Consider the following 22,387-nt stretch of genomic DNA (forward strand, 5'->3'; position numbering starts at 1 on the left):
AAAGAATCCCCCCAAAAAAGCCGCCAGCGAACTGGCGGCTTTTTTTGCGCCGCCAGTTGAGGAAACCATCTCGGGAAACATCCCCGCGGCGGGCAACCCAGGAGCAGTACCGTGTCACACAATACCGACGACCTTCGCATTCGAGAAATCAAAGAGCTGAACCCGCCCGCGCACGTCATGCGCGAGTTCGCCTGCACCAAGGAGGCGTCCGATACCGTGTTCGCCGCCCGCCAGGGGATGCACCGCATCCTGCACGGCATGGATGACCGGATGATCGTCGTGATCGGTCCTTGCTCCATCCACGACACCCGCGCGGCCATCGAATATGCGAAGCGTCTGAAGCCTGTGCGCGACCGGCTGAGCGCCGACCTGGAAATCGTGATGCGCGTGTACTTCGAGAAGCCGCGCACCACCGTGGGCTGGAAGGGTTTGATCAACGATCCGGATCTGGACGGCAGCTTCGACATCAACAAGGGCGTGCGCGTCGCCCGCGAGCTGCTGCTGGACATCAACAGCATGGGACTGCCGGCGGGTTGCGAGTTCCTGGACATGATTACGCCGCAGTACATCGCGGATCTGGTCTCCTGGGGGGCGATCGGGGCTCGGACGACGGAAAGCCAGGTGCATCGCGAGCTGGCATCGGGACTGTCGTGTCCGGTGGGGTTCAAGAACGGCACCGACGGCAATGTGAAGATCGCGGTCGATGCGATCAAGGCGGCCTCCCAGCCGCACCATTTCCTGTCGGTGACCAAGGGCGGGCATTCCGCAATTGTGTCGACGGCCGGCAACGAGGACTGTCACGTCATCCTGCGCGGCGGCAAGACGCCGAACTACGACGCGGCCAGCATCGAAGCGGCCTGCCAGGACATGTCCAAGGCCGGTCTGGCGCAGCGCATCATGATCGACGCCAGCCACGCCAACAGCAGCAAGAAGCCCGAGAACCAGCCCTTGGTCATCGAAGACGTGGCGCGCCAGATGGAAGCGGGCGACAGCCGCCTGGTGGGCGTCATGGTTGAAAGCCACCTGCTGGGCGGCCGCCAGGACATGGTGCCTGGCACGCCGCTGGTCTACGGCCAGAGCATCACCGACGGCTGCATCGACTGGGACGCCTCGGTCGCCGTGCTCGAGCGTTTGGCTCATGCGGTGCGCGAACGCCGCCGGGTCGCCCTTACGACCGGCAAGTAAGTCCCTGGTAAAACTGAGGGCCACTAGCGCCTGGCGGTTTGCGGCGCGGCGCGCGCGGCGGCGTAGAATAATCGGATCAACCAATCTAACCCAGGATCACGCTGATCATGAATGCCCCCATGCATGCCGAAACGCTGCGCCGTCCGGTGCCGGCCGCTTGTCTGGATGCTTTGCGCGCGCGCTTTGGCGACCGCCTGTCCGAATCTGCCGCGATGCGCGACCATCATGGCCGCGATGAATCTCCCTATCCGGCCATGCCGCCGGACGCGGTGGTCTTCGCGCACACGACCGAGGAAGTGGCCGAGATCGCCAAGCTGTGCAACGAGCATCGCGTTCCTTTGATCCCTTATGGCGCGGGTTCTTCGCTCGAAGGCCACATCCTCGCGATCCAGGGCGGCATCAGTCTCGACCTGTCGCAGATGAACAAGATTCTTGCGATCAACGCCGAGGACCTGACCGCCACCGTGCAGGCTGGCGTGCTGCGCAAGCAGCTCAACGACGAAATCCGCGATACCGGCCTGTTCTTTCCGATAGATCCGGGCGCCGACGCCAGCCTGGGGGGCATGGCGGCCACGCGCGCTTCCGGCACCAATGCCGTGCGCTACGGCACCATGCGCGAGAACGTCATGTCGCTGACCGTGGTGACTGCGGATGGACGCATCGTCCGCACCGCGGGCCGCGCCCGCAAGTCCTCGGCCGGCTACGACCTGACGCGCATCTTCGTCGGCAGCGAAGGCACCCTGGGCATCATCACCGAAGTGACGGTGCGCCTGTATCCCCAGCCTGAAGCCGTGTCGGCCGCGGTCTGCAACTTCCCGACGCTGGATTCGGCGGTGCAGAGCGTGATCGAAATCATCCAGATGGGCGTGCAGATCGCCCGCGTTGAATTCATGGACGCCGCCAGCGTGCGCGCGGTGAACCTGCACAGCAAGCTGACGCTGCGCGAAACGCCGCTGCTGGTGTTCGAGTTCCACGGCAGCCCGGCCGGCGTGCAGGAGCAGGCCGAGATCGTGCAGGCGATCACGGCCGATCACGGCGGCATGGATTTCGAATGGGCCGAACGTCCCGAAGACCGCAGCCGCCTGTGGACCGCCCGCCACAATGCCTATTTCGCGGGCCTGCAACTGCGCCCCGGCTGCCGCGCCAGCACCACCGACGTCTGCGTGCCGATCTCGCGCCTGGCCGATTGCGTGAGCGAGACGGTCGAGGAACTGGACCGCGCCAGCTTCCCCTACACGATCGTGGGCCACGTGGGCGACGGCAACTTCCATGTGCTGATGCTGCTCGATCCGGACAGCGCCAAGGAATGGGAAGAATCCGAAACCATCAACCACAATCTGGTGCGCCGCGCGATCGCCGCCGACGGCACCTGCACGGGCGAGCACGGCGTGGGCCTGCACAAGATGCAGTTCATGGCTGAAGAGCATGGCGAGGACGCCCTGGATCTGATGCGCAGCCTGAAGCACGCGTTTGATCCGAACAACATCCTCAATCCTGGCAAGATCGTGTCCTGGTAAGCCTGCTTCGGCAGCGCAGCCGACTTCCGAAGCCGACGGCGCGCCGTCGGCTTTTTTCTTGCCATCCTCAGGCGTGAACGAGCGGGGCGGCCACGCTGCGCGGCGAGCGATTACGGCTGGTTACTTATCTGGCATGCCATAGGTGCACGGATGCGGGTAAATCCCGGTCTGCTAGTGGCGGGCGCTCGCGCTATTGTTGCGCTCATGAATTCATTGGTCGAAACTGGCCTGGCACAAGTGCAGGCGCCTTATTCTTTGCAGCAGCTCATCGAGGCGTTGTCGGCCGTGTTGCCCGCGCACTGCGTGTTGTTCCGCGAAGAAGATACGCGCCCCTACGAGTGTGATGGCCTCTCCCTATATCGCGCGCTGCCTGCGGTCGTCGCCCTGCCCGAAACGGAAGAGCAGGTACAGGCTGTCATGCGCGTCTGCAAACGCCTGAATGCGCCGATCGTCGCGCGCGGCGCCGGCACCGGCTTGTCCGGCGGCGCCATGCCGCACAGCCGCGGCGTGTTGCTCGGCTTGTCCAAGTTCAATCGCATCAAGCACATCGACCTGGCCAGCGCCACGGCCATCGTGCAGCCCGGCGTGCGCAACCTGGCGATCTCGGAGGCGGCCGCGCCCTACGGGCTGTATTACGCGCCTGATCCTTCCAGCCAGATCGCCTGTTCCATCGGCGGCAACGTGGCGGAGAACTCCGGCGGCGTGCATTGCCTGAAGTACGGGCTGACCGTGCACAACGTGCTGCGCGTGCGGGTCGTGACGATCGATGGCGATGTGGTTGAACTGGGCTCCGAAGCGCCCGATGCGCCGGGCCTGGATTTGCTGTCCGTCTTCATCGGTTCGGAAGGCATGCTGGGCGTGGTCACGGAGGTGACGGTCAAGCTCATTCCCAAGCCGGCCTGCGCGCAGGTCGTCATGGCCAGCTTTTCCAGCGTGGAAGCGGCGGGCAATGCGGTCACGCAGGTGATCGCGGCCGGCATGATACCCGCGGGTCTGGAGATGATGGACCGCCGTGCGACGCACATGGTCGAACCCTTTGTGCGCGCCGGCTACGACATGGACGCGCAGGCCATCCTGCTGTGCGAATCCGACGGCACGCCCGAAGAGGTCGAGCACGAGATTGCGCGCATGGAGGCCGTGTTCCGCGAGGCCGGAGCCACGCGCTGCCAGGTCTCGTCGTCAGAGGCCGAGCGCCTGAAGTTCTGGGCCGGCCGCAAGAATGCCTTTCCGGCCGCGGGGCGCGTATCGCCCGATTACTATTGCATGGACGGCACGATACCGCGCCGCCATCTGGCGCGCGTGCTGGGTGCCATCGAGCAGATGGAAGACGAATTCAGCCTGCGCTGCGCCAACGTCTTTCATGCAGGCGACGGCAACCTGCATCCGTTGATCCTGTTCGATTCAAACAAGCCGGACGAGGTGGAGCGCGCCGAGAAATTCGGTGCCGCCATACTCGAGCTGTGCGTGCAGGTAGGAGGGACCGTGACTGGAGAGCACGGTGTGGGTATGGAGAAAATAAATCAAATGTGCGTGCAATTCTCTCGCGAAGAACTCGACGCGTTCCTGGCGGTCAAGCGGGCCTTCGATCCGCCCTGCCTGCTCAATCCTGAAAAAGTCATCCCTACGCTGGCCCGCTGCGCCGAATACGGCAAGATGCACGTCCACGCGGGAGAGTTGCGCTTCCCCGATCTCGCCCGTTTCTAGGACCTGTCCTTATGGATTTCGTCCTGTCGGAATTGTGCGACCAGGTCATGACGGCCCGTGCCGGCCACAAACCCCTGTTCGTGATGGGCGGGGGCAGCAAGGCGTTCTATGGCAATTACCGCCCGGTGACGCCGCAGGACGGCCACTGCCTGCTGGACATGACACCCTATCGCGGCATCGTCAGCTACCACCCGTCGGAGCTGGTGGTGACGGTGCGCGCGGGTACGCCGCTGGCCGAACTCGAAGCCGCGCTGGCCGAGAACGGGCAGATGCTGGCCTTCGAGCCGCCGCATTTCTCGGCGTCCGCCACGGTCGGCGGATGCGTCGCGACGGGGCTGTCAGGCCCGCGCCGCATGAGTGCCGGCGCGCTCAAGGATTTTGTCCTGGGCGCGCAACTGCTGGATTCGGAAGGCCGCATCCTCTCGTTCGGCGGCGAGGTCATGAAGAACGTGGCGGGCTATGACGTATCGCGCCTGTTGGCCGGTTCGCACGGCATCTTCGGCGCCATACTCGAAGTGTCCTTGAAGGTCGTGCCGCGGCCGATGGAAGAGATCACCCTGGCGCTGCCGGCGACGCAGGCTCAGGCCTTGGCCAGCTTCGCCCTGTGGCGCGGCAAGCCCCTGCCGATCTCGGCCACCAGCTGGAGCGGCGGCGATGAGGGCGCCGAAGGCCAGATGGCCGTGCGCCTGTCGGGCGCGCCGCCCGCGATCGCCAGCGCCCGCCAGCTAATAGGCGGCGCGCCAATGGCGCCCGAGGCTGCGCAGGCCTGGTGGCGGTCGCTGCGCGAGCAGACGCATTCCTTCTTCACGCCGGGCCGGCCCTTGTGGCGCCTGGCGTTGCCGCCCACCGCCGCCGCGTTGGGACTGGGGCCGACCTTATTGGAATGGGGGGGAGGCCAGCGCTGGCTGTCGGGTGAGCAAGACGCCGCCACGCTGCGCGAGACCGCCGAGCGGCTGGGCGGCCACGCCACGCTGTTCCGCGCCGGGCAGGGCAAGCCGCCTGCCGACGGCGTATTCCATCCGCTGGCGCCCGGGATCGCTTCGATCACGCGCCGCCTCAAACAAGAGCTCGATCCGGCCGGCCTGTTCAACCCCGGCCGCCTGGTCCTGGATCTATAGGGCATCATGCAAACCAATCTGGCATCCTGGGCACGCGATACCGATCTGGGCAAGGAGGCCGACGCCATCCTGCGGCGTTGCGTGCACTGCGGCTTCTGCACCGCGACCTGTCCGACGTATCAGGTGCTGGGCGACGAGCTGGACAGCCCGCGCGGACGCATCTATCTGATCAAGCAGGTGCTGGAGGGCGCCGAGCCCACGCAGTCCACGCAGCAGCACCTGGACCGCTGCCTGACTTGCCGCAATTGCGAGACCACTTGCCCGTCCGGCGTCCAGTACGGCCATCTGGTGGATATCGGCCGCAAGATCGTCGAAGAGCGCGTGCCGCGCAGCTGGGCCGACAAGACCAAACGCACCTTGTTGCGCAAGACCATGCTGTCGCCGCTGTTCGCGCCCGCGATGCGGCTGGGGCAGGCGGTGCGCGGCATGCTGCCGGAGGCGCTCAAGCGCAAGGTGCCGGAGCGCCGCGCGGCGGGGCCGCTGCCGCAGGTGGCGGGCCATGCGCGCCAGGTGCTGATGCTGGCGGGCTGCGTGCAGCCAGCCATGATGCCGACCATCGATGCGGCCACCATCCGCGTGCTGGACGCGGTGGGCATAGGCGCGCGCATCGCCCCCGGCGCCGGCTGCTGCGGCGCGGCCAGTTTCCACCTGGACGCGCAGGACGATGCGCTGGCTCAGATGCGCGCCAACGTCGATGCCTGGTGGCCGCTGCTGCAGGATGGCAAGGTCGAGGCCATTGTGATGAACGCGTCCGGCTGCGGCGCCATGGTCAAGGAGTATGCGCATCACCTGCGGCACGATCCGGCCTACGCGCAAAAGGCTGCGGACATCGTGGCGCTGGTGAAGGACGTGGCCGAGATCGTCGCGCCGCATGCGGCGCAACTGCGTTCGCGGCTGCCGGCGGGCACGCGCGCGGCCTTCCATCCGCCATGCACGCTGCAGCATTGGCAAGGCCTGCGGCCGCTGTCGGAACAATTGCTGGCGGATCTGGGTTTTGCATTGCAGCCATTCGCCGACAAGCACTTGTGCTGCGGTTCGGCGGGCGCCTATTCGGTGTTGAATCCGGAGATCGCGCTGGAACTGCGCGACCGCAAGCTGGGCGCGATCGCCGCGGGCGGACCGGACGTGATCCTGTCCGCCAACATCGGCTGCATCGGCCACCTGCAAAGCGGCACCGACACGCCGGTGCGGCATTGGATCGAAGTGGTTGACGAACAGTTGCGCCAGCCTGCGGGCCAGCGCGGCGCGTAGGCGCCGGACGCCAGGCGGCATCCGGCGCCGGGCGTTTTACTCCACGGCCTTGACCATGTCTTCAAGCACCTTCTTGGCGTCGCCGAAAACCATCATCGTGCGGTCCATGTAGAAGAGCTCGTTGTCCAGGCCCGCGTAGCCCGAAGCCATGGACCGCTTGTTCACGATCACGGTGCGGGCCTTGTAGGCTTCCAGGATGGGCATGCCGGCAATGGGCGACTTCGGGTCGTTCTTGGCGGCCGGATTCACCACGTCGTTCGCGCCCAGCACCAGCACCACGTCGGTCTGGCCGAACTCGCTGTTGATGTCTTCCATTTCGAAGACCTGGTCGTAAGGCACTTCGGCCTCGGCCAGCAGCACGTTCATGTGGCCGGGCATGCGTCCCGCCACCGGGTGGATGGCGTACTTGACGGTCACGCCGCGCTCGGTGAGCTTTTCCGCCAGTTCCTTCAGCGCGTGCTGCGCGCGCGCCACCGCCAGGCCGTAGCCGGGAACGATGGTCACGCTTTCGGCGTTGGTCATCAGGAAGGCGGCGTCGTCGGGGCTGCCCGACTTGACGCTGCGCTGCTGCGCATCGCCCGCCGCGGCGCCCGCGCCGGCCTGGCCGCCGAAGCCGCCCAAGATGACGTTGAAGAACGAGCGGTTCATTGCCTTGCACATGATGTAGGACAGGATCGCGCCCGAGGACCCCACCAGCGAACCGGCGATGATCAGCATGGGGTTGTTCAGCGAGAAGCCGATGCCGGCTGCCGCCCAGCCCGAGTAGCTGTTCAGCATGGACACCACCACCGGCATGTCGGCGCCGCCGATCGGGATGATGATCAGGACGCCCAGCACGAAGGCGATGAGCGTCATGATGACGAACGGCGTCCATTCCTGTGTGAGCATGAACCAGATGCCGCATGCCAGCATCAGCAGCGCCAGCGCCAGGTTCAGCATGTGCTGGCCCGAGAACACCACCGGCGCGCCCTGGAACAGGCGGAACTTGTACTTGCCCGACAGTTTGCCGAAGGCGATGACCGAACCCGAGAACGTGATGGCGCCGACGAAGGTGCCGATGAACAGCTCGAAGCGGTTGCCGGTGGGAATCGGCACGCCGACGGGCACGATGCCGAAGGCATGCGGTTCGGCCACCACGGCCACCGCAATCGCGACCGCCGCCAGGCCGATCATGCTGTGCATGAAGGCGACCAGCTCGGGCATCTTGGTCATCTCGACGCGCTTGGCCATCAGCGTGCCGATGGAGCCGCCCACCAAGAGGCCCAACACGACCCAGCCCAGGCCGATGGTGGCGGCGCCGTCGCGCGCCAGCCCGACGATGAGCGCGGCCGTGGTCAGCACGGCGATCGCCATGCCGGCCATGCCGAACGCATTGCCCAGCCGCGACGTGGTCGGATGCGACAGGCCCTTGAGCGCCTGGATGAAGCAGACCGAGGCGATCAGGTACAGCAGGGTGACGAGGTTCAGCGAGATCATTTCGCTTCCTCCTTGCCTGCCTTGCGGTCCTTCTTTTTGAACATTTCCAGCATGCGCCGGGTCACGAGAAAACCGCCAAATACGTTGACCGCGGCCAGCGCCACGGCGAACACGCCCATGCCGCGCGCCAGCCCGCCTTCGGTCAGCGCGGCCGCCAGCATGGCGCCCACGATGATGATGGCGGAAATGGCGTTGGTGACGGCCATCAAGGGCGTGTGCAGGGCGGGGGTGACGTTCCACACGACGTGGTAGCCGACATAGATGGCCAGCACGAAGATGATGAGATTCATCAGGGTGGGGTTGATCGCTTCCATGCTGTTAGTTCCTCCGCGCCACGTTGCCGCCTTCGCACACCAGGCAGGCCGCGACGATTTCATCGTCGCGCTGGATCGCCAGCGCGCCGTCCGCATTGATGATGAGCTTCAGGAAATCCTGGATGTTGCGCGCATACAGCGCCGAAGCGTCGGTAGCGACCAGGCCGGGCAGGTTGGTCAGCCCGATGATCGTCACGCCGTGCTTTTCCACCACCAGGCCTTTCTCGGACAGCGGGCAATTGCCGCCGCGTTCGACCGCCAGGTCCACCAGCACCGAACCCGGCTTCATGGCCGCGACGGTTTCCGCGGACACTAGCGTGGGGGCGGGGCGGCCGGGAATCAGCGCCGTGGTGATGACGATGTCGGCCTGCTTGCAGCGCTCGGACACGAGCGCGGCCTGCCGCGCCATCCAGGCGGGCGGCATGGGCCGGGCGTAGCCGCCCGTGCCTTGCGCGATCTCGCGTTCTTCGTCTGTCTCGAAAGGCACGTCGATGAACTTGGCGCCCAGCGATTCCACCTGTTCGCGCGCGGCGGGGCGCACGTCCGAGGCTTCGACCACCGCGCCCAGCCGCTTGGCGGTGGCGATGGCCTGCAGCCCGGCCACGCCAGTGCCCAGCACGACGGCGCGGGCGGCCTTCAGCGTGCCCGCGGCAGTCATCATCATGGGTATGAGGCGGCCGTAGTGGTGCGCCGCCAGCAGCACGGCCTTGTAGCCGGCCAGGTTGGCCTGGGAGGACAGCACGTCCAGGCTCTGGGCTCGCGTGATGCGGGGCGCGGCTTCCAGCGCGAATCCGGTGAGTCCGGCGGCGGCGATCTGCTGGATGCCTTCGGCGTCGAAGGGGTCCAGCATGCCGACCACGACGGCCCCGGATTTCATCTGGGGCAGTTCCGCGGCAGAAGGCGCGCGCACCTTCATGACGAGTTCTGCCCCCAGCGCATCCTGGGCGGTGCCGAGCGTGGCGCCCGCTGCCTCATAGGCTTCGTCGAGATAGCGGGCGGCAGTGCCTGCCCCGCGCTCCACGATGACGGTGTGTTTCCCGCCTACGTACTTCTTGACGGTCTCCGGTGTTGCTGCGACACGAGTTTCCCCGTCTCGGGTTTCTTTTGGTATCCCGATGTGCATCTACGCCTCTCCTCATTAGTTGGCATCAGTTATACACGGGAAAGTGCAAGGAAAGGTGTCTCGCCCCTGGGAAGCGAGGGGGAAGAATGCGGGGAGCGCAGGACCGTCAATGCCCGGCGGCAAGCCAAAAAAAACCCCATGGCGAACCATGGGGCTGGGGTCTTGCAACCCAATTGCTCCGGCCGGTCTGACGTTGATGCCGGCCGGCACCTGCGCGCAAACGTCCGGCGTCAAGCCGTTTGCGCGCGAGTCCAGGTGATCAGCGCGGCGGTGAGTTCGCGCAGATCGGCCTTCAGGCGGCCGTAGTTTTCGGAAGGACGCAGCGAGACTTCGTCCATGTAGAGCTTGCGGTTGATCTCGATCTGCAGGCTGTGGCGGCCTTCTTCGGGGCGGCCGAAGGCGCGCACCAGTTCCACGCCCTTGTAGGGATCGTTGACGGTGACGTTGTAGCCGCGTTCGCGCAGCCAGGCGGCGATGAATTCGCGGAAGGCCGGGTCGCTGGTGCTGCCGTCGCGGTCGCCCAGCACGAAGTCGGGGTGCACCAGGCCCGGGCGGTCGGTGGCGTAGGCGCCGGCGATGCTGGGCATGGAGTGGCAGTTGATGTGCCAGACCTTGCCGAACTTCTTGTGGGCGGCGTCCAGCACCTGGCCCAGCGCGGCGTGGTAGGGCTTCCAGCAGGCGTCGATGCGGTGGCGCACTTCCGCGACCGTCAGCTTGCGGTTGTAGAGCGGCGTGCCGTCGTCCAGCATGCGCCAGATCAGGCCCTTGCCCAGCTTGACCTTGGGCGAGGCGTTGATGGCGTCGGGCCAGGCGGCGTCCAGCAGCAATTCGTCGATTTCGTCGGGCGAGCGGTTGGCGTCGATGTAGGCGCGCGGGAACGCGGCGGCAATCATCGGTACGCCCATTTCGATGGCGTCGCCCCACAGGTCGTCAACCCAGGTGTCCTCGGCGGTGCGCAATGCGCCAAAGTCCACCGCAGCCGCGAAATCGGGGGGGTAGGCGGTGCCGCTGTGCGGGGAGTCCAGCACGAGGGGAGCCGAGGAGTCCGAATCAGGATATTGCTGGGGGAGGTCGAGCCGGTAAGACAGGGGTTGGGTAATTCGCATAAGGGGGTGTTGCGTTCGTTAATCGGAGGTCCTCGCGCACCGGGCGGCGCGCGAGGACCGAAGACCGCTTAGTCGATCTTCACGTTGGCTTCTTTGGCGATGCGCTTGTTCTTGGCGATTTCAGCCGAGATCTGCGCCGCGAATTCGGCCGGAGTGTTGGCGGCCGGCGCCGCGCCCAGGGCTTCCAGGCGGCTCTTGACGTCGGCTTCGGCGCTGACCTTCTGCACGGCGGCGTTCAGCTTGTCCAGCACGGGCTGGGGCAGCTTGGCGGGAGCCACCAGGCCGAACCAGGACGCGTCGTTCACGGCCGGCAGGCCGGCTTCGGCGAACGTGGGCACGTCGGGCAGGGCGGCCACGCGCTTGGGCGAGGCCACGGCCATGGCGATCAGGCGGCCGGACTGCACGTGCGGCAGCGAGGAGGGCAGGTTGTCATACATGACGTCGACCTGGCCGGCCAGCGCGTCGTTCAGCGCCGGGCCCACGCCGCGGTACGGCACGTGCATCAGGTTGGTGCCCGAAGCCATCTTGAACAGCTCGCCCATCATGTGCGAAACCGAACCGTTGCCGGCCGACGCGTAGGTCAGCTTGCCCGGCTCGCTCTTGGCCAGCTTGATGAAGTCGGCGATGTTCTTGGCCTGGACCTTCGGGTTGATGGTCATGATGTTGGGCACGGCCGCCAGGTTCGAGACGGGCGTGAAGTCCTTCTCGCCATCGAACGGCAGGTTCGGGTAGATGGCCGGGTTGATGCCGTGGGTGCTCACGGTGGCGATGCCCAGGGTGTAGCCGTCCGGCGCGCTGCTGGCGACGAAGGCGCTGCCGATCGAACCGCCGGCGCCGCCGCGGTTTTCCACCACGACGGTCTGGCCCAGTTCCTTGCCGAGCTTGTCGGCGAACAGGCGGCCGACGATGTCGGTGGTGCCACCGGGCGGGAAGGGAACGATCAGGCGGATGGGCTTGGTCGGATACGCGTCTTCAGCGTGCGCGATACCCGAGGTCAGCGGCGCGGCGAGGGTCGCGGCGGCGACGCACAGGCCCAGTACTACTTTACGGCGTTGCATGGATTCCCCTAATGAATTGGAAAGCGGATGCGCAAAGGCAGACGCAAACGCAACGATTCTTTCCTGGCGGTCCGGTTTGCGCAAACGAAAGTTTCTCCGTAAGCTATGACTTTTTTTCATGCCTCTTTCTGCGGCGGCCCGGAACCGGGCTGTTTTTGCTGCGTGGCCTGAAACAATTTGCGTACCTCATCCATGCGGCGATTCTGTCCCTCACTCACGGATCTCCAGGCGTTCGAAGTCGCCGCGAGACATAGCAGCTTCACGCGCGCGGCCCAGGAATTGTGTGTCACGCAGGGCGCGGTCAGTAAGCAGGTGAAACATCTGGAGGAGTTCGTCGGCATCGAACTATTCCTGCGGATCAGGCAAGGCCTGGTCCTGACCGAGGCCGGACGCAGCTACCTGACCAAGATCCAGGCCGGGCTGGGGCAGATCGAAGCCGCCACCGTGGAACTGATCGCGCACCAGGGGCAGGGCGGCACGCTCAACCTGACCTGTATGCCGACCTTCGGCGCGCGCTGGCTGATCCCGCGCCTGACCGCCTTCATGCGCCTGCGGCCGGACATCCACGTCGAATTCCTGCCTCACCGCCAGGGCTATGACTTCTCCACCCCTGAACTGGACGCCGCCGTGCGCTTCGGCGAGGGCATCTGGCCGGGCAGCGGGGCGGACTACATCGTCGGCCGCGAAATTCTGCCGGTCTGCAGCCCGCGCCTGATCCCGGGCGGCTGTGCGGCGCCCGCGGACCTGCTGGCCTATCCGCTGCTGCACCACACCTCGGCGCTGGAAGGCTGGCGCGACTGGTTCGAGCAGGCCGGCTGCGATACCCGGCGCAGCCTGGAAGGCGCGCGCTTTGACCAGTATGCGCTGCTGTCGCAGGCCGCCGCGGCTGGCTTCGGCGTGGCGCTGATTCCGCGCTGCCTGATCGAAGACGAGCTGCGCGACGGCAAGCTGGCCGTCGCCATCCAGCTGCCGATCCGGGCGCGCATGGGGTACTACCTGTGCTACCCGGAGCAGAAGGCCAATCTTCCGACCCTGCAGGCTTTCCGCACCTGGCTGATGGAAGTGTCGCGGGCCGCCGAGCCGCAGCCGCGGGAAGATGCGCGGACCGATCTAAAATAGTCCCATCATGAGTCAAAAACTTACCAAGAAAGGCCGCGTTGTCGTCGGCATGTCCGGCGGGGTCGATTCTTCGGTCACCGCCTGGCTGCTCAAGCAGCAAGGCTACGAGGTCGTCGGCCTGTTCATGAAGAACTGGGAAGACGACGACGATTCCGAATACTGCTCCACCCGCCAAGACCTGCTGGACGCTGCCAGCGTCGCGGATCTGGTCGGGGTCGAGTTCGAGTTCGTCAATTTCGCCGCCGAATACAAGGACCGCGTGTTCGCGGAGTTCCTGCGCGAGTACTCCGCGGGCCGCACGCCGAACCCGGACGTGCTGTGCAATGCCGAGATCAAGTTCAAGGCCTTTCTGGACCACGCCATGGCGCTGGGCGCCGAGCACATCGCCACCGGCCACTACGCCCGAGTGCGCGAGGTGCCGGCCGAGGGGGGCGGCACGCAGTTTCAACTGCTCAAGGCGCTGGACGCGTCCAAGGACCAGAGCTACTTCCTGCACCGGCTGAACCAGGCGCAGTTGTCGCGCACCATGTTCCCGCTGGGTGAGATCCACAAGACCGAGGTGCGGCGCATTGCGCACGAGATCGGCCTGCATAACGCCGCCAAGAAGGATTCCACTGGCATCTGCTTCATCGGCGAGCGGCCGTTCCGCGAGTTCCTGAACCGCTATCTGCCGACCGAGCCTGGCCCGATCATGACGCCGGAAGGGCAGAAGGTCGGCCGCCACGAAGGGCTGTCGTTCTATACGCTGGGCCAGCGCAAGGGCCTGGGCGTGGGCGGGGTGAAGGGGCGCCAGCGCGAGGACGGTACGGCCGAAGCCTGGTACGTGGCGCGCAAGGATCTGGAGCGCAATGTGCTCTACGTGGTGCAGGGGCATGACCACCCCTGGCTGTTGTCGGGCGAGCTGCGGGCGCAGGACGCGAGCTGGGTCGCCGGCCACGCGCCGGCCGCGGGCGCCTATGGCGCCAAGACGCGCTACCGCCAGGCCGATGCCGCGTGCAGCCTGGAAGGCGCTGCCGGCGGCACCTTCAGCCTGAGCTTTACCGAACCGCAGTGGGCGGTCACGCCCGGACAGTCCGCCGTGCTTTACGATGGCGAGGTTTGCCTGGGCGGCGGCATCATCCTGTAGGTGTAGGCGCCGCGCCGGCATGCGCCGCGCCGGCATCCGCCGCGCGGCGTGCGCGGATTTCAATCAAAGCCCCTGGGGCGCGGCCCCTGGGGCTTTGTTCATTACCAAGAAGAAAGAGGAGAGAGTTGTGGATGTAACGATGGTGATTTGCCTGCTGGTGCTGGGGGGCGTGGTGGGTTTCGCCGCGGGCCTGCTGGGCATAGGCGGGGGCATGTTGCTGGTGCCTTTCCTGACGATGCTGTTCGCGTGGAAGGGCATGCCTGCCGACCTGGTGGTGCACGCCGCCATCGCCACGTCGATGACCTCGATCCTGTTCACCTCCATTTCCAGCGTGCGGGCGCACCAGCAGCGCGGCACGATCAAATGGAACATCGTCTGGGCGATGGCCCCGGGCATCATCATCGGCGGTCTGCTTTCGGGCGGCGCGGTCTTCGCCGCGCTGAGCACGCTGTGGCTGTCGCTGTTCTTTGCGTTGTTCGTCGGCTATTCCGGCTGGAGCATGCTGCAGAACAAGAAGCCCAAGCCCAGCCGCCAGATGCCGGGCGTGGTGGGCACCAGCGCGGCCGGGGCGGGCATCGGCTTTTTGTCCGGCCTGGTGGGCGCGGGCGGCGGCTTCCTGTCGGTGCCTTTCATGGTCTGGTGCAACGTGGCCCTGCACAACGCGGTGTCGACCTCGGCCGCGCTGGGCTTTCCCATTGCGCTGGCCAATAGCGTCGGTTATGTGGTGTCGGGCCTGAACTCGGGCGAAACGCGTCCGGGCATGCTGGGCTACATCTACTGGCCGGCCCTGATCGCGCTGGTGTGCACCAGCGTGCTGACGGCGCCCTTGGGCGCGCGCATGGCGCACCGCCTGCCGGTGCAGACGCTCAAGCGCGTGTTCGCCTGCCTGCTGTTCGCGCTGGCCGCGTACATGCTGTTCAAGGCCTGGCAGACGTTCAACGCCTGAGCCGGACAGGGCTGCGCCGATGGAAAAGCGCAGCCCACGTAGAAGCGCCGCCGATGCGGAAGCAAAGGCGGCGCGGAAGCAAAGGCAAAACAGAAGCGCAGGCGAAGCAGCAGCGCAGCCAAGCAGAAGCCGGGCCGCACGGATCCGGCTCCGCCGGTCCGTAGCGGCGCCCCCTGGGGGGAGGCGCGCAGCGCCTCGGGGGGGGGCTACACCACCGGAACGGTATCGATGAAGGACTGCCGCTGCGACAGCTTGTCGTACAGGCGGGCCAGGTTCTGGTGGTCGGCGCGCCAGTCGAGCGCGGCGAAGCGCAGGTCCAGGTAGCCCAGCGCGCAGCCGACGGCGATGTCGGCCAGGCTGTAGTTGATGCCCATGCAGTGGGCGTTGTCGCCCAGGCTCTTGTTCATCGCGTCCAGGCTGGCGTGGATCTTGGAATACTGGCGCTCGATCCATTCGGGGCTGCGCTGAGCCTCGGGGCGCTGGTTTTCCTTGACGATGGTCACGCAGGCGTCCAGGAGGCCATCGGCGATGGCTTCCCAGCACTTGACCGCGGCGCGATCACGCCCCGGCTGAGGAATCAGGCGGGCAACAGGGGACAGGGTGTCGACGTATTCGACGATGACGCGCGAATCGAAGAGGGCGCCGCCATCTTCCATGACCAGGCAAGGCACCTTGCCCAGCGGGTTGTACGTTTGGATCTGCGTGTCGGCGGACCAGACGTTTTCGAGTTCAAGCCGGTAGTCCAGCTTTTTCTCGGCCATGACGATACGCACTTTGCGCACGTAAGGACTGGTAAGCGAGCCGATCAGTTTCATGGAGTCACAAGCGGAGTCGGAAAGCGGCCGAAGTATAGCAGGCCGCATGACGGCAAGACGGCCAAGAGGCCGGAATCTTCGTCAGTTTGCCACAATGTTGCACGCTTCCGGATGATAAAATCGCCCGATTCGCTCATTCCCCGCTTTTTCTCTTCCAGACCATGCAAATCGCCGAACAGCTCAGCCAACTCAACGCCCTTTCGCCATTGGATGGCCGGTACGCTTCCCGGGGCGACGCGCTGCGCGGCCTGCTCTCCGAAGCCGGTTTCATGGCGCACCGCGTCGAGGTCGAAGTGGCCTGGCTGGTCGCGCTGTCCGACGCCGGCCTGCCGGAGCTGCCCGCCTTCTCCGAAGCCGCCCGCGCCCGCCTGCAACAATTGGTGCGCGACTTCTCGGAAGCGGATGCCGCCCGCATCAAGGACATCGAACGCGTCACCAACCATGACGTCAAGGCCGTCGAGTACTGGCTGAAGGAAAAAGTGGCCGATGACGCCGAGCTGGCCCGCGCCGCCGAGTTCATCCACTTCGCCTGCACCTCCGAGGACATCAACAACACCTCGCACGCGCTGATGCTGACGCGCGCCCGCAACGAGGTCGTGGTGCCGCGCCTGCGCGAACTGGCCGCCAAGCTGAACGACATGGCCGTGGCCCAGGCCGACCAACCCATGCTGTCGCGCACCCACGGCCAGCCCGCCAGCCCGACGACCCTGGGCAAGGAATTCGCCAACGTGGCCGCGCGCCTGAATCGCGCCATCGCCGCGGTCGAGGCCGTCGAACCGCTGGCCAAGCTGAACGGCGCCACCGGCAACTACAACGCCCACCTGTCGGCCTATCCTGAAATCGACTGGCCCGCCTTCAGCCAGCGCGTGCTGGCCGGGCTGGGCCTGACCCAGAACCGCCACACCATCCAGATCGAGCCGCATGACTGGATGTCGGCCTTGTTCGACGCCATCACGCGCGCCAACATCATCGTGCTGGACCTGGACCGCGACATCTGGGGCTACGTGGCGCTGGGCTACTTCAAGCAACGCCTGAAGGAAGGCGAGGTCGGTTCCTCCACCATGCCGCACAAGGTCAACCCGATCGACTTCGAAAACTCCGAAGGCAACCTGGGCCTGGCCAACGCTGTGCTGCGCCACCTCTCGGACAAGCTGCCGATCTCCCGCTGGCAGCGCGACCTGACCGACTCCACCGTGCTGCGCAATCTGGGCGTGGGCCTGGGCTACTGCCTGGTGGCTTGGGATGCCTGCATGCGCGGCCTGGGCAAGCTTGAGGTCAACACTGCCGCCATCGACGCCGACATCGACGCTTGCTGGGAAGTGCTGGCCGAGCCGGTGCAGACCGTCATGCGCCGCTATGGCCTGCCGCAGCCGTACGAGCAGCTCAAGGCTTTGACGCGCGGCAAGGGCATCACCGAGGAAGGCCTGCGAGAATTCATCCAGGGCCTGGCCCTGCCCGAAGAGCCCAAGGCGCGCCTGTTGGCGATGACCCCGCGCTCCTACATCGGGCTGGCCGCAGACTTGGCCCGGGCGGTATAGTCGCCTTGCCGCGCGCCCGGGGCGCGCGGCCTCTGTTGACCTTACGGGAGATTGCAATGAAGAAGTTGTCCACGCTTGCCGCGTTGGCCTGTATGACGGTTGGGCCCCTGCTGGCGACGAGCGCGTCCGCGCAGTTCGCCAAGCCGGAGGACGCGGTCAAGTACCGCCAATCGGCGCTGACGCTGATGGCTTCCCACTTTGGCCGCATGGCGCCAGTGGTCAAGGGCCAGCAGCCCTATGACGCCGCGCAGATCAAGGCCAACGTGGAAGTGCTGAAGACCTTGTCGGCCTTGCCGTGGACGGCTTTTGGCGCGGGCACCGAAGGCGGCGATGCGCGTCCGGAAATCTGGAGCGATGCTGCGGGCTTCAAGCAGAAGCAACAGGCCTTCCAGGACAATATCGTCAAGCTGTCGGCCGCTGCCGATGCCGGCGACCTGGACAAGCTGCGCGCTGCGTTTGGCGACGTCGGCGCAAGCTGCAAGGCCTGCCACGACTCGTACCGCAAGAAGAAATAAGGCGCCTGCCGTCTGCGGGCGGCATGTGGGCAAAGAGGCGCCAGCGTAACGGTTGGCGCTTTTTTTATGGCTTTGCCGGGCGTGGCTTCGCGGGACTGCGCGTCGGTCTTGCACAGGAGAGAAGCGATGAAATCCTTTGATGAGCTGGTGGCAGAGGCCGAAGCCGCCGATGTCGGCGGGTGGGGCTTCGGCTGGCTGGCGGGGCGCGCTTCCGAGCAGCGTCCGCCGTGGGGCTATGCCAGGCTGCTTGCGCAGCGCCTGACCAGTGTGCAGTCGGCGCTGGACCTGGATACGGGCGGCGGCGAAGTGCTGGGCGAGGCGCCCCGCTTTCCGCCGGTGATGTGCGCGACCGAAGCCTGGCCGCCCAATGCCAGGAAAGCGCATGAACGCCTGGCCGCTCGTGGCTTGCGGCTAGTGCAGACAGCGCCGGGCGCGGGCTTGCCGTTTGCCGATGCGTCGTTTGAACTCGTGACGTCCAGGCACCCTGTGAACGCGGACTGGGCGGAAATCCACCGCGTCCTCAAGCCGGGCGGGCATTACTTCGCCCAGCATGTGGGGCCGGCTTCGGCCTTTGAGCTGATCGAGCATTTCCTGGGGCCTTTGTCAGCGCAGCGGCGCCTGCGGGATCCGCAGGATGAGGCGGCCGCCGCGGCGGCTGCTGGACTTGCCGTGACGGACTTGCGCGCGGCCCGTTGCCAGATGGTGTTCCATGACGTGGGCGCCGTGATCTGGATCCTGCGCAAGTGCGTGTGGTGGGTGCCCGATTTTTCGGTGGCGAGGTATCGCGATGCCCTGCAGGCGCTGGATGAGCGGATGCGTCGGGGAGAGCCGTTCGTGGCTCATTCGACGCGGCACTTGATCGAGGCGCGGCGTTGAGCGGGCCGCAGCGCTGTCTTCGCGCTGCGTGAACCGTCAGGAAAAAGACATGTCGGCCGCGACTTCCAGCGACCGGATCCACAGTACCAGGACCGTGACACAGGCGCCCAGCACCAGCGCACGCAGCCAGACGGCGAAACCGTCCTGCGTGGGGGGCGTGCCGGCGGGCACGTCCTTGGCATCGACCTTGCCGGTGATGATGGCGCGCACCAGGCGCTTGCGGCGCACCAGCGCGTACCAGAGCACAGCTGCAATATGAAGGGCGACCAGGGCCAGGATGACCCATTCGTTCAGCTTGTGCCAGGACGTCATGGCGGCGGAAACGGCTTCGCTTACGTGGCCGAACAAGGGGCCCTGCGTCATGATGTCGTCGGTGGTAAACAGGCCGCTGACCGCCTGGAAGCCGATGACCAGCAGCAGCGCCAGCACCGACAGCGCACCCAGCGGGTTGTGGCCTGCGGGTGCCGCGGCGCCCTTCAGATAGCGGGCCACGGCCGCCGGGCCGCGCACGAAGTGCGTGAAGCGGGCGTAGCGCGGGCCGATGAATCCCCAGAGCAGGCGGAACAGGATCAGCCCCAACGCCGTACAGCCGAAGCGCACGTGCCAGTCCATGTACAGGCCGCCCAGCTTCACGCTGACGAACGCGCCGACGATGCAGACGACGAGCGCCCAATGAAAGAGGCGGGTGGGAAGGTCCCAGATATGGACTGCGAGACGGTTGTTCTGCATGGTGGGATCGCCAGGGCTGTATTGCCGGGGACTTTATCACGCACAAATTGCCCCGTTGCTTGCGCAACGGGGCGGGCTGCTGCTTCAGTGAGTGGCGCTGCGCACCGGTTCGATGCGATGCACGTGCTCATGGCGGAAGCGGATGCGCTGGCCGGGGGCCTTTTGCGCGGGTGCGCCGCAGGGCACGACTTCGGTCGTGTAGGTGGTCGTGCCATCGATGGGCGCGTTGTAGATGACCGTGGCGCGGATTTCCGGGCCATTTGCGGGCTTCAGGTAAACGATGTCGCCGATATGGATCGGCATGTTGTCCAGCGTGGTGTGCGCCGGGCGTCGGATCAGGTCCGAGGTCGTGAAACGAGTATTCATGGTGTTTGTTCTCTTGGTTTCTAGTTATGGGAAAAGCCGCGTCTGGCCACGTGGCGCGCAGCGTTCCTGCCGCGTGCCGCTGCCAGCCGTATTGAATCGGGCAGGCGTGTGTCGTGACACTAACGCATATATGCCGCCGTCCTTTTGCGCATTCTCATGTTTTGCGCGCACGGCCTGGCGGCGCGACGCTGTCCATCAGTCCGGGACAGCGTCGTTTCGGGTTGCGCGATGCGCGAACAAGCGCAAAGCATGCATGCGGACATGCGCGGCCCGAGAAGTCATGCAGGACGGACAGGCCCTGCTGGTTGCGGCGCGGTTATCGGTATTCGTCGCTTGCGCGTGTTGTAGGCGCCGCTGATTGTCTTGTTGCTTCTTGCCAAGCCGGACTGGCGGTTGGGTGAAGGCGTTTTGTTCCAGGCCGCAATCCGGATTTGCGGTTTTCGCAAATGGGACGGGATGCTTGGGCTTGGGTATTTTCGAGGGTCTGCTTCGGTGTCTGGGGAGGGGCTGATGTACAGGCCTCAGTGCCAGCGCCGTCGTTTATCACCGCGTTTTTTCGTATGGAATTTGGCGAAAACGGCAGAACTCAACCAATAATAATACAGGCAGTTGATGCTTTTGGCAAGCGTTTTGTGGTGGGGGGGAGACTCCTCCCCCGTTCCAGGCCTTTAATGGGTCGCCGGGCGAGCCTGGCGCTGGGCCTCGATGATGAGGCCTTCCAGGCGTGGCGACATGCGCAGCGCCACTTGCGCGCTGGTCTGGCCGTCAGGCTGGTTTTCGGTTTCCAAGGCGAGTTCGATGCGCTCGTTGTCGAAGGCTTCGGGGGCGGCCTGAATGTCCACGTAGCGGGCCAGCAAGGCATCGACCGCCTTTTGCGCATCGGCCAGCGCTTCGTTGGATAGCTGTCCCGGGCTCAGGTACTGGTTGATCACCCGCGCCAGGTCGTTCATGAAGAACAGCAGGGCGGCCGCGCCGCGGCAATCGGGATGGGCAAAGCCCCAGGTATCGGAGGTGGCGTTTTGAGTCATGTCTTGGGGCTGGGCCTGTATTGCGGGGCCGTGATGGCCGAAAACGCCATTTTATGGGATCGGACGCCGGGCCCGCATCAGGCATACTGCCATGCCTATGATCAGACTCGCACGACCTACAGACCTGGCCAGCCTGGCCGATATCGAACGCTCCGCCGCGCGGCGCTTCCTGGGCACGCATATGGCGTGGGCCGCCGGCGACGATACGGCGCCGCAGGCCGAGCTGGCGCGGGCGCAGGCGGCCGGCCTGCTGTGGGTCGCGGAAGGCGAGGGCCAGTGCGCGGGCTTTGCGCTGACGCGGCCCATGGACGGCGATCTCTATCTGGCCGAAATGGCGGTAGCGTTGCCGTGGCAGGGGCGCGGCCTGGGGCGGGCGCTCCTGGCCGCCGTATGCACGCATGCCCGCAGTGCCGGTCGCTACCGGTTCGTGCTGCTGACCACCGACCGCGAACTGCCTTGGAACAGGCCGTTTTACCTGCGGCAAGGTTTCGTCGATATCGCGGCAGGGGAGCTCCCGCCCGGGTTGCGCGAGCGCTTGAGCCATGAGGCGGCCATGGGTTTTGACCCCGCGCGCCGTTGCGCCATGGCGTATCCCCTGGAGCCATGATGCGGGCGGCGCACCCTGTGTCAACACGCTTCGATAGCAACAAAATCCGCTCGCCGGCAGCGTCGGAAAGCGCCTTCGGGATAATCTGCCGGAGGGCGGCCGCCCAGTTCGCGGGCGGCGCCGGTTTTGCGAACCCGCATGCAAGGAGGATGCGCATGGCATTGCTGCGAGCTTGCCTGCTGGGCCTGGCGATGGCGTCGATGTTGTTTCTGTCGGCCTGCGTCAACAAAGAGCCCCAGGAGCGGGCCGCGTTCATCCAGCTGCTGCAAAGCCGGATGAACAGCGCGTCGCTGCTGCCCATAGGCATCCTGAGCGAGCAGGAAAAGGAGGCCGTCGGCGGCTATGCCGATGCCTACGAGGTCATCGCCGATTTTCAGGAAATCCTGACGCAGGCGGCGGCCTCCATGCGTGACGCGTCGGAAGTCGAGACCCTGCGTTCGGTGGCCGAGATCGTGGAGCGGCGGGACCGCCTCGAGGCCGCGCGCAAGACGCTGGCCGAGCAGGCTGCCGAGGTCCAGCGGGCTCAGGCCAGGGCGGACAAGGCGCGTGCGGCGCTGACGCTGCCGGCCGATCTGGCGCCCGTCTACGACGGTGTCTATGACGAGGCAGTGACGGCGCCCGCGGCCGAGGTACTCGATGCCGCGGCCGCCATGGACGCGGTGGCGCGCGATGCGCTGGGCGTGGCGGATTTCGTGGCCGCCCATGCGCAGGACATCCTGCTGGCGGATGGGCAGGCGCGCGTCGCCACGCCCACGCTGCAGCAGGAGTTGAACCTGCGTCTGCAGGGGTTGAACGCGCAGTCGGAGGTTCTGGAGCATGCGCGCGCCGCATTGCGTCAGGCCGCCGGACAGCCGCAGGACGCCCGCTGAA

22 protein-coding genes are annotated in these 22,387 nt (G+C 66.0%); 13 read left to right on the forward strand and 9 right to left on the reverse strand.

From position 1 onward, the window contains the following. Window positions 1–111: 111 nt before the first annotated feature. The 5 genes from aroG (at window position 112) to glcF (ending at window position 6,775) form a co-directional block, all read left to right on the forward strand. Window positions 112–1,185, forward strand: coding sequence for a 3-deoxy-7-phosphoheptulonate synthase AroG (aroG, locus tag ACZ5YA_RS32370; RefSeq protein ID WP_059379168.1), 1,074 nt, complete (start codon window positions 112–114; stop codon window positions 1,183–1,185). Window positions 1,186–1,292: 107 nt separating this feature from the next. Further along, entirely contained in the window at window positions 1,293–2,702 is a 1,410-nt protein-coding gene (locus ACZ5YA_RS32375) for an FAD-binding oxidoreductase (protein WP_059379166.1), read from the forward strand. Window positions 2,703–2,906: 204 nt separating this feature from the next. Further along, window positions 2,907–4,406, forward strand: a complete 1,500-nt coding sequence (locus ACZ5YA_RS32380; protein WP_059379164.1) for an FAD-linked oxidase C-terminal domain-containing protein — start codon at window positions 2,907–2,909, stop codon at window positions 4,404–4,406. Between the two features lie 11 nt (window positions 4,407–4,417). Then, on the forward strand, window positions 4,418–5,524 hold the full coding sequence (glcE, locus tag ACZ5YA_RS32385) for a glycolate oxidase subunit GlcE (protein ID WP_118932200.1): 1,107 nt from the start codon (window positions 4,418–4,420) through the stop codon (window positions 5,522–5,524). 6 nt (window positions 5,525–5,530) lie between these two features. After that, complete coding sequence (glcF, locus tag ACZ5YA_RS32390; protein ID WP_059379160.1) at window positions 5,531–6,775, forward strand: glycolate oxidase subunit GlcF; 1,245 nt, start codon at window positions 5,531–5,533, stop codon at window positions 6,773–6,775. Window positions 6,776–6,811: 36 nt separating this feature from the next. Here glcF and ACZ5YA_RS32395 read toward each other — a convergent pair whose 3' ends face one another. From ACZ5YA_RS32395 to ACZ5YA_RS32415, 5 genes are all read right to left on the reverse strand, one after another. Next, window positions 6,812–8,251 (reverse strand): NAD(P)(+) transhydrogenase (Re/Si-specific) subunit beta, encoded by a 1,440-nt coding sequence (locus tag ACZ5YA_RS32395; RefSeq protein ID WP_059379158.1) that lies wholly within the window; start codon window positions 8,249–8,251, stop codon window positions 6,812–6,814. Beyond that, a complete protein-coding gene (locus tag ACZ5YA_RS32400) occupies window positions 8,248–8,565 on the reverse strand; it encodes an NAD(P) transhydrogenase subunit alpha part 2 (RefSeq protein WP_013392581.1) in 318 nt (105 codons plus the stop codon). Before ACZ5YA_RS32400 ends, ACZ5YA_RS32395 begins: the two co-directional genes overlap by 4 nt. 4 nt (window positions 8,566–8,569) lie before the next feature. Beyond that, a complete protein-coding gene (locus ACZ5YA_RS32405) occupies window positions 8,570–9,688 on the reverse strand; it encodes a Re/Si-specific NAD(P)(+) transhydrogenase subunit alpha (RefSeq protein WP_059379156.1) in 1,119 nt (372 codons plus the stop codon). Window positions 9,689–9,918: 230 nt separating this feature from the next. Continuing rightward, on the reverse strand, window positions 9,919–10,794 hold the full coding sequence (locus ACZ5YA_RS32410; RefSeq protein WP_118932202.1) for an N-formylglutamate amidohydrolase: 876 nt from the start codon (window positions 10,792–10,794) through the stop codon (window positions 9,919–9,921). 68 nt (window positions 10,795–10,862) lie between these two features. Further along, on the reverse strand, window positions 10,863–11,852 hold the full coding sequence (locus tag ACZ5YA_RS32415) for a Bug family tripartite tricarboxylate transporter substrate binding protein (protein WP_059379151.1): 990 nt from the start codon (window positions 11,850–11,852) through the stop codon (window positions 10,863–10,865). A 192-nt stretch (window positions 11,853–12,044) separates the two neighbouring features. On the opposite strand from ACZ5YA_RS32415, the gene gcvA reads away from it, so the two are divergent. The 3 genes from gcvA to ACZ5YA_RS32430 all read left to right on the forward strand — a co-directional run bounded on the left by gcvA (window position 12,045) and on the right by ACZ5YA_RS32430 (window position 15,043). Beyond that, the gene (gene gcvA / locus ACZ5YA_RS32420; protein WP_059379149.1) at window positions 12,045–12,971 is read left to right on the forward strand and encodes a transcriptional regulator GcvA; all 927 of its coding nucleotides are present in this window, start codon (window positions 12,045–12,047) and stop codon (window positions 12,969–12,971) included. A 7-nt stretch (window positions 12,972–12,978) separates the two neighbouring features. Next, window positions 12,979–14,097: a tRNA 2-thiouridine(34) synthase MnmA gene (gene mnmA / locus ACZ5YA_RS32425; RefSeq protein ID WP_059379148.1), complete on the forward strand. Its 1,119-nt coding sequence runs from the start codon at window positions 12,979–12,981 to the stop codon at window positions 14,095–14,097. 127 nt (window positions 14,098–14,224) lie between these two features. After that, entirely contained in the window at window positions 14,225–15,043 is an 819-nt protein-coding gene (locus tag ACZ5YA_RS32430; RefSeq protein WP_054451099.1) for a sulfite exporter TauE/SafE family protein, read from the forward strand. A gap of 206 nt (window positions 15,044–15,249) precedes the next feature. Here the strand turns inward: ACZ5YA_RS32430 and ACZ5YA_RS32435 are convergent, their stop codons facing one another. Then, window positions 15,250–15,858, reverse strand: a complete 609-nt coding sequence (locus tag ACZ5YA_RS32435; protein ID WP_118932204.1) for a glutathione S-transferase — start codon at window positions 15,856–15,858, stop codon at window positions 15,250–15,252. A gap of 161 nt (window positions 15,859–16,019) precedes the next feature. On the opposite strand from ACZ5YA_RS32435, the gene purB reads away from it, so the two are divergent. From purB to ACZ5YA_RS32450, 3 genes are all read left to right on the forward strand, one after another. After that, on the forward strand, window positions 16,020–17,396 hold the full coding sequence (gene purB, locus ACZ5YA_RS32440; RefSeq protein ID WP_059378553.1) for an adenylosuccinate lyase: 1,377 nt from the start codon (window positions 16,020–16,022) through the stop codon (window positions 17,394–17,396). A 56-nt stretch (window positions 17,397–17,452) separates the two neighbouring features. Continuing rightward, the gene (locus ACZ5YA_RS32445; protein ID WP_059378551.1) at window positions 17,453–17,911 is read left to right on the forward strand and encodes a c-type cytochrome; all 459 of its coding nucleotides are present in this window, start codon (window positions 17,453–17,455) and stop codon (window positions 17,909–17,911) included. A gap of 126 nt (window positions 17,912–18,037) precedes the next feature. Then, window positions 18,038–18,787 carry a class I SAM-dependent methyltransferase gene (locus ACZ5YA_RS32450; RefSeq protein WP_464091737.1) on the forward strand — a complete coding sequence of 250 codons (750 nt, stop codon included), beginning with the start codon at window positions 18,038–18,040 and terminating at the stop codon, window positions 18,785–18,787. Window positions 18,788–18,823: 36 nt separating this feature from the next. On the opposite strand, the gene ACZ5YA_RS32455 is transcribed toward ACZ5YA_RS32450, so the two are convergent. The 3 genes from ACZ5YA_RS32455 to ACZ5YA_RS32465 form a co-directional block, all read right to left on the reverse strand. Beyond that, the gene (locus tag ACZ5YA_RS32455; protein ID WP_464091738.1) at window positions 18,824–19,516 is read right to left on the reverse strand and encodes a cytochrome b/b6 domain-containing protein; all 693 of its coding nucleotides are present in this window, start codon (window positions 19,514–19,516) and stop codon (window positions 18,824–18,826) included. A gap of 84 nt (window positions 19,517–19,600) precedes the next feature. Beyond that, window positions 19,601–19,882 carry a hypothetical protein gene (locus tag ACZ5YA_RS32460; protein ID WP_054451105.1) on the reverse strand — a complete coding sequence of 94 codons (282 nt, stop codon included), beginning with the start codon at window positions 19,880–19,882 and terminating at the stop codon, window positions 19,601–19,603. 668 nt (window positions 19,883–20,550) lie between these two features. Continuing rightward, window positions 20,551–20,910 carry a hypothetical protein gene (locus tag ACZ5YA_RS32465; RefSeq protein ID WP_118932207.1) on the reverse strand — a complete coding sequence of 120 codons (360 nt, stop codon included), beginning with the start codon at window positions 20,908–20,910 and terminating at the stop codon, window positions 20,551–20,553. Window positions 20,911–21,001: 91 nt separating this feature from the next. Here ACZ5YA_RS32465 and ACZ5YA_RS32470 point away from each other — a divergent pair, with 91 nt between their 5' ends. Further along, a complete protein-coding gene (locus ACZ5YA_RS32470; RefSeq protein WP_464091739.1) occupies window positions 21,002–21,517 on the forward strand; it encodes a GNAT family N-acetyltransferase in 516 nt (171 codons plus the stop codon). A gap of 155 nt (window positions 21,518–21,672) precedes the next feature. Next, window positions 21,673–22,386 (forward strand): DUF3053 family protein, encoded by a 714-nt coding sequence (locus tag ACZ5YA_RS32475; protein WP_280014720.1) that lies wholly within the window; start codon window positions 21,673–21,675, stop codon window positions 22,384–22,386. Window position 22,387: the final 1 nt, after the last annotated feature.

Source organism: Achromobacter sp. JCM 18799, from assembly GCF_055395645.1.

Bases quoted from the DNA above. Each gene is read 5' to 3' on its own strand.
- ACZ5YA_RS32415 (WP_059379151.1), bottom strand. From the start codon at position 11,852: ATGCAACGCCGTAAAGTAGTACTGGGCCTGTGCGTCGCCGCCGCGACC.
- glcF (WP_059379160.1), top strand. From the start codon at position 5,531: ATGCAAACCAATCTGGCATCCTGGGCACGCGATACCGATCTGGGCAAG.
- ACZ5YA_RS32475 (WP_280014720.1), top strand. From the start codon at position 21,673: ATGGCATTGCTGCGAGCTTGCCTGCTGGGCCTGGCGATGGCGTCGATG.
- ACZ5YA_RS32445 (WP_059378551.1), top strand. From the start codon at position 17,453: ATGAAGAAGTTGTCCACGCTTGCCGCGTTGGCCTGTATGACGGTTGGG.
- purB (WP_059378553.1), top strand. From the start codon at position 16,020: ATGCAAATCGCCGAACAGCTCAGCCAACTCAACGCCCTTTCGCCATTG.
- glcE (WP_118932200.1), top strand. From the start codon at position 4,418: ATGGATTTCGTCCTGTCGGAATTGTGCGACCAGGTCATGACGGCCCGT.
- ACZ5YA_RS32400 (WP_013392581.1), bottom strand. From the start codon at position 8,565: ATGGAAGCGATCAACCCCACCCTGATGAATCTCATCATCTTCGTGCTG.
- ACZ5YA_RS32375 (WP_059379166.1), top strand. From the start codon at position 1,293: ATGAATGCCCCCATGCATGCCGAAACGCTGCGCCGTCCGGTGCCGGCC.
- gcvA (WP_059379149.1), top strand. From the start codon at position 12,045: ATGCGGCGATTCTGTCCCTCACTCACGGATCTCCAGGCGTTCGAAGTC.
- ACZ5YA_RS32435 (WP_118932204.1), bottom strand. From the start codon at position 15,858: ATGAAACTGATCGGCTCGCTTACCAGTCCTTACGTGCGCAAAGTGCGT.
- ACZ5YA_RS32455 (WP_464091738.1), bottom strand. From the start codon at position 19,516: ATGCAGAACAACCGTCTCGCAGTCCATATCTGGGACCTTCCCACCCGC.
- ACZ5YA_RS32395 (WP_059379158.1), bottom strand. From the start codon at position 8,251: ATGATCTCGCTGAACCTCGTCACCCTGCTGTACCTGATCGCCTCGGTC.
- ACZ5YA_RS32465 (WP_118932207.1), bottom strand. From the start codon at position 20,910: ATGACTCAAAACGCCACCTCCGATACCTGGGGCTTTGCCCATCCCGAT.
- ACZ5YA_RS32405 (WP_059379156.1), bottom strand. From the start codon at position 9,688: ATGCACATCGGGATACCAAAAGAAACCCGAGACGGGGAAACTCGTGTC.
- ACZ5YA_RS32460 (WP_054451105.1), bottom strand. From the start codon at position 19,882: ATGAATACTCGTTTCACGACCTCGGACCTGATCCGACGCCCGGCGCAC.
- mnmA (WP_059379148.1), top strand. From the start codon at position 12,979: ATGAGTCAAAAACTTACCAAGAAAGGCCGCGTTGTCGTCGGCATGTCC.
- ACZ5YA_RS32380 (WP_059379164.1), top strand. From the start codon at position 2,907: ATGAATTCATTGGTCGAAACTGGCCTGGCACAAGTGCAGGCGCCTTAT.
- ACZ5YA_RS32470 (WP_464091739.1), top strand. From the start codon at position 21,002: ATGCCTATGATCAGACTCGCACGACCTACAGACCTGGCCAGCCTGGCC.
- ACZ5YA_RS32450 (WP_464091737.1), top strand. From the start codon at position 18,038: ATGAAATCCTTTGATGAGCTGGTGGCAGAGGCCGAAGCCGCCGATGTC.
- ACZ5YA_RS32410 (WP_118932202.1), bottom strand. From the start codon at position 10,794: ATGCGAATTACCCAACCCCTGTCTTACCGGCTCGACCTCCCCCAGCAA.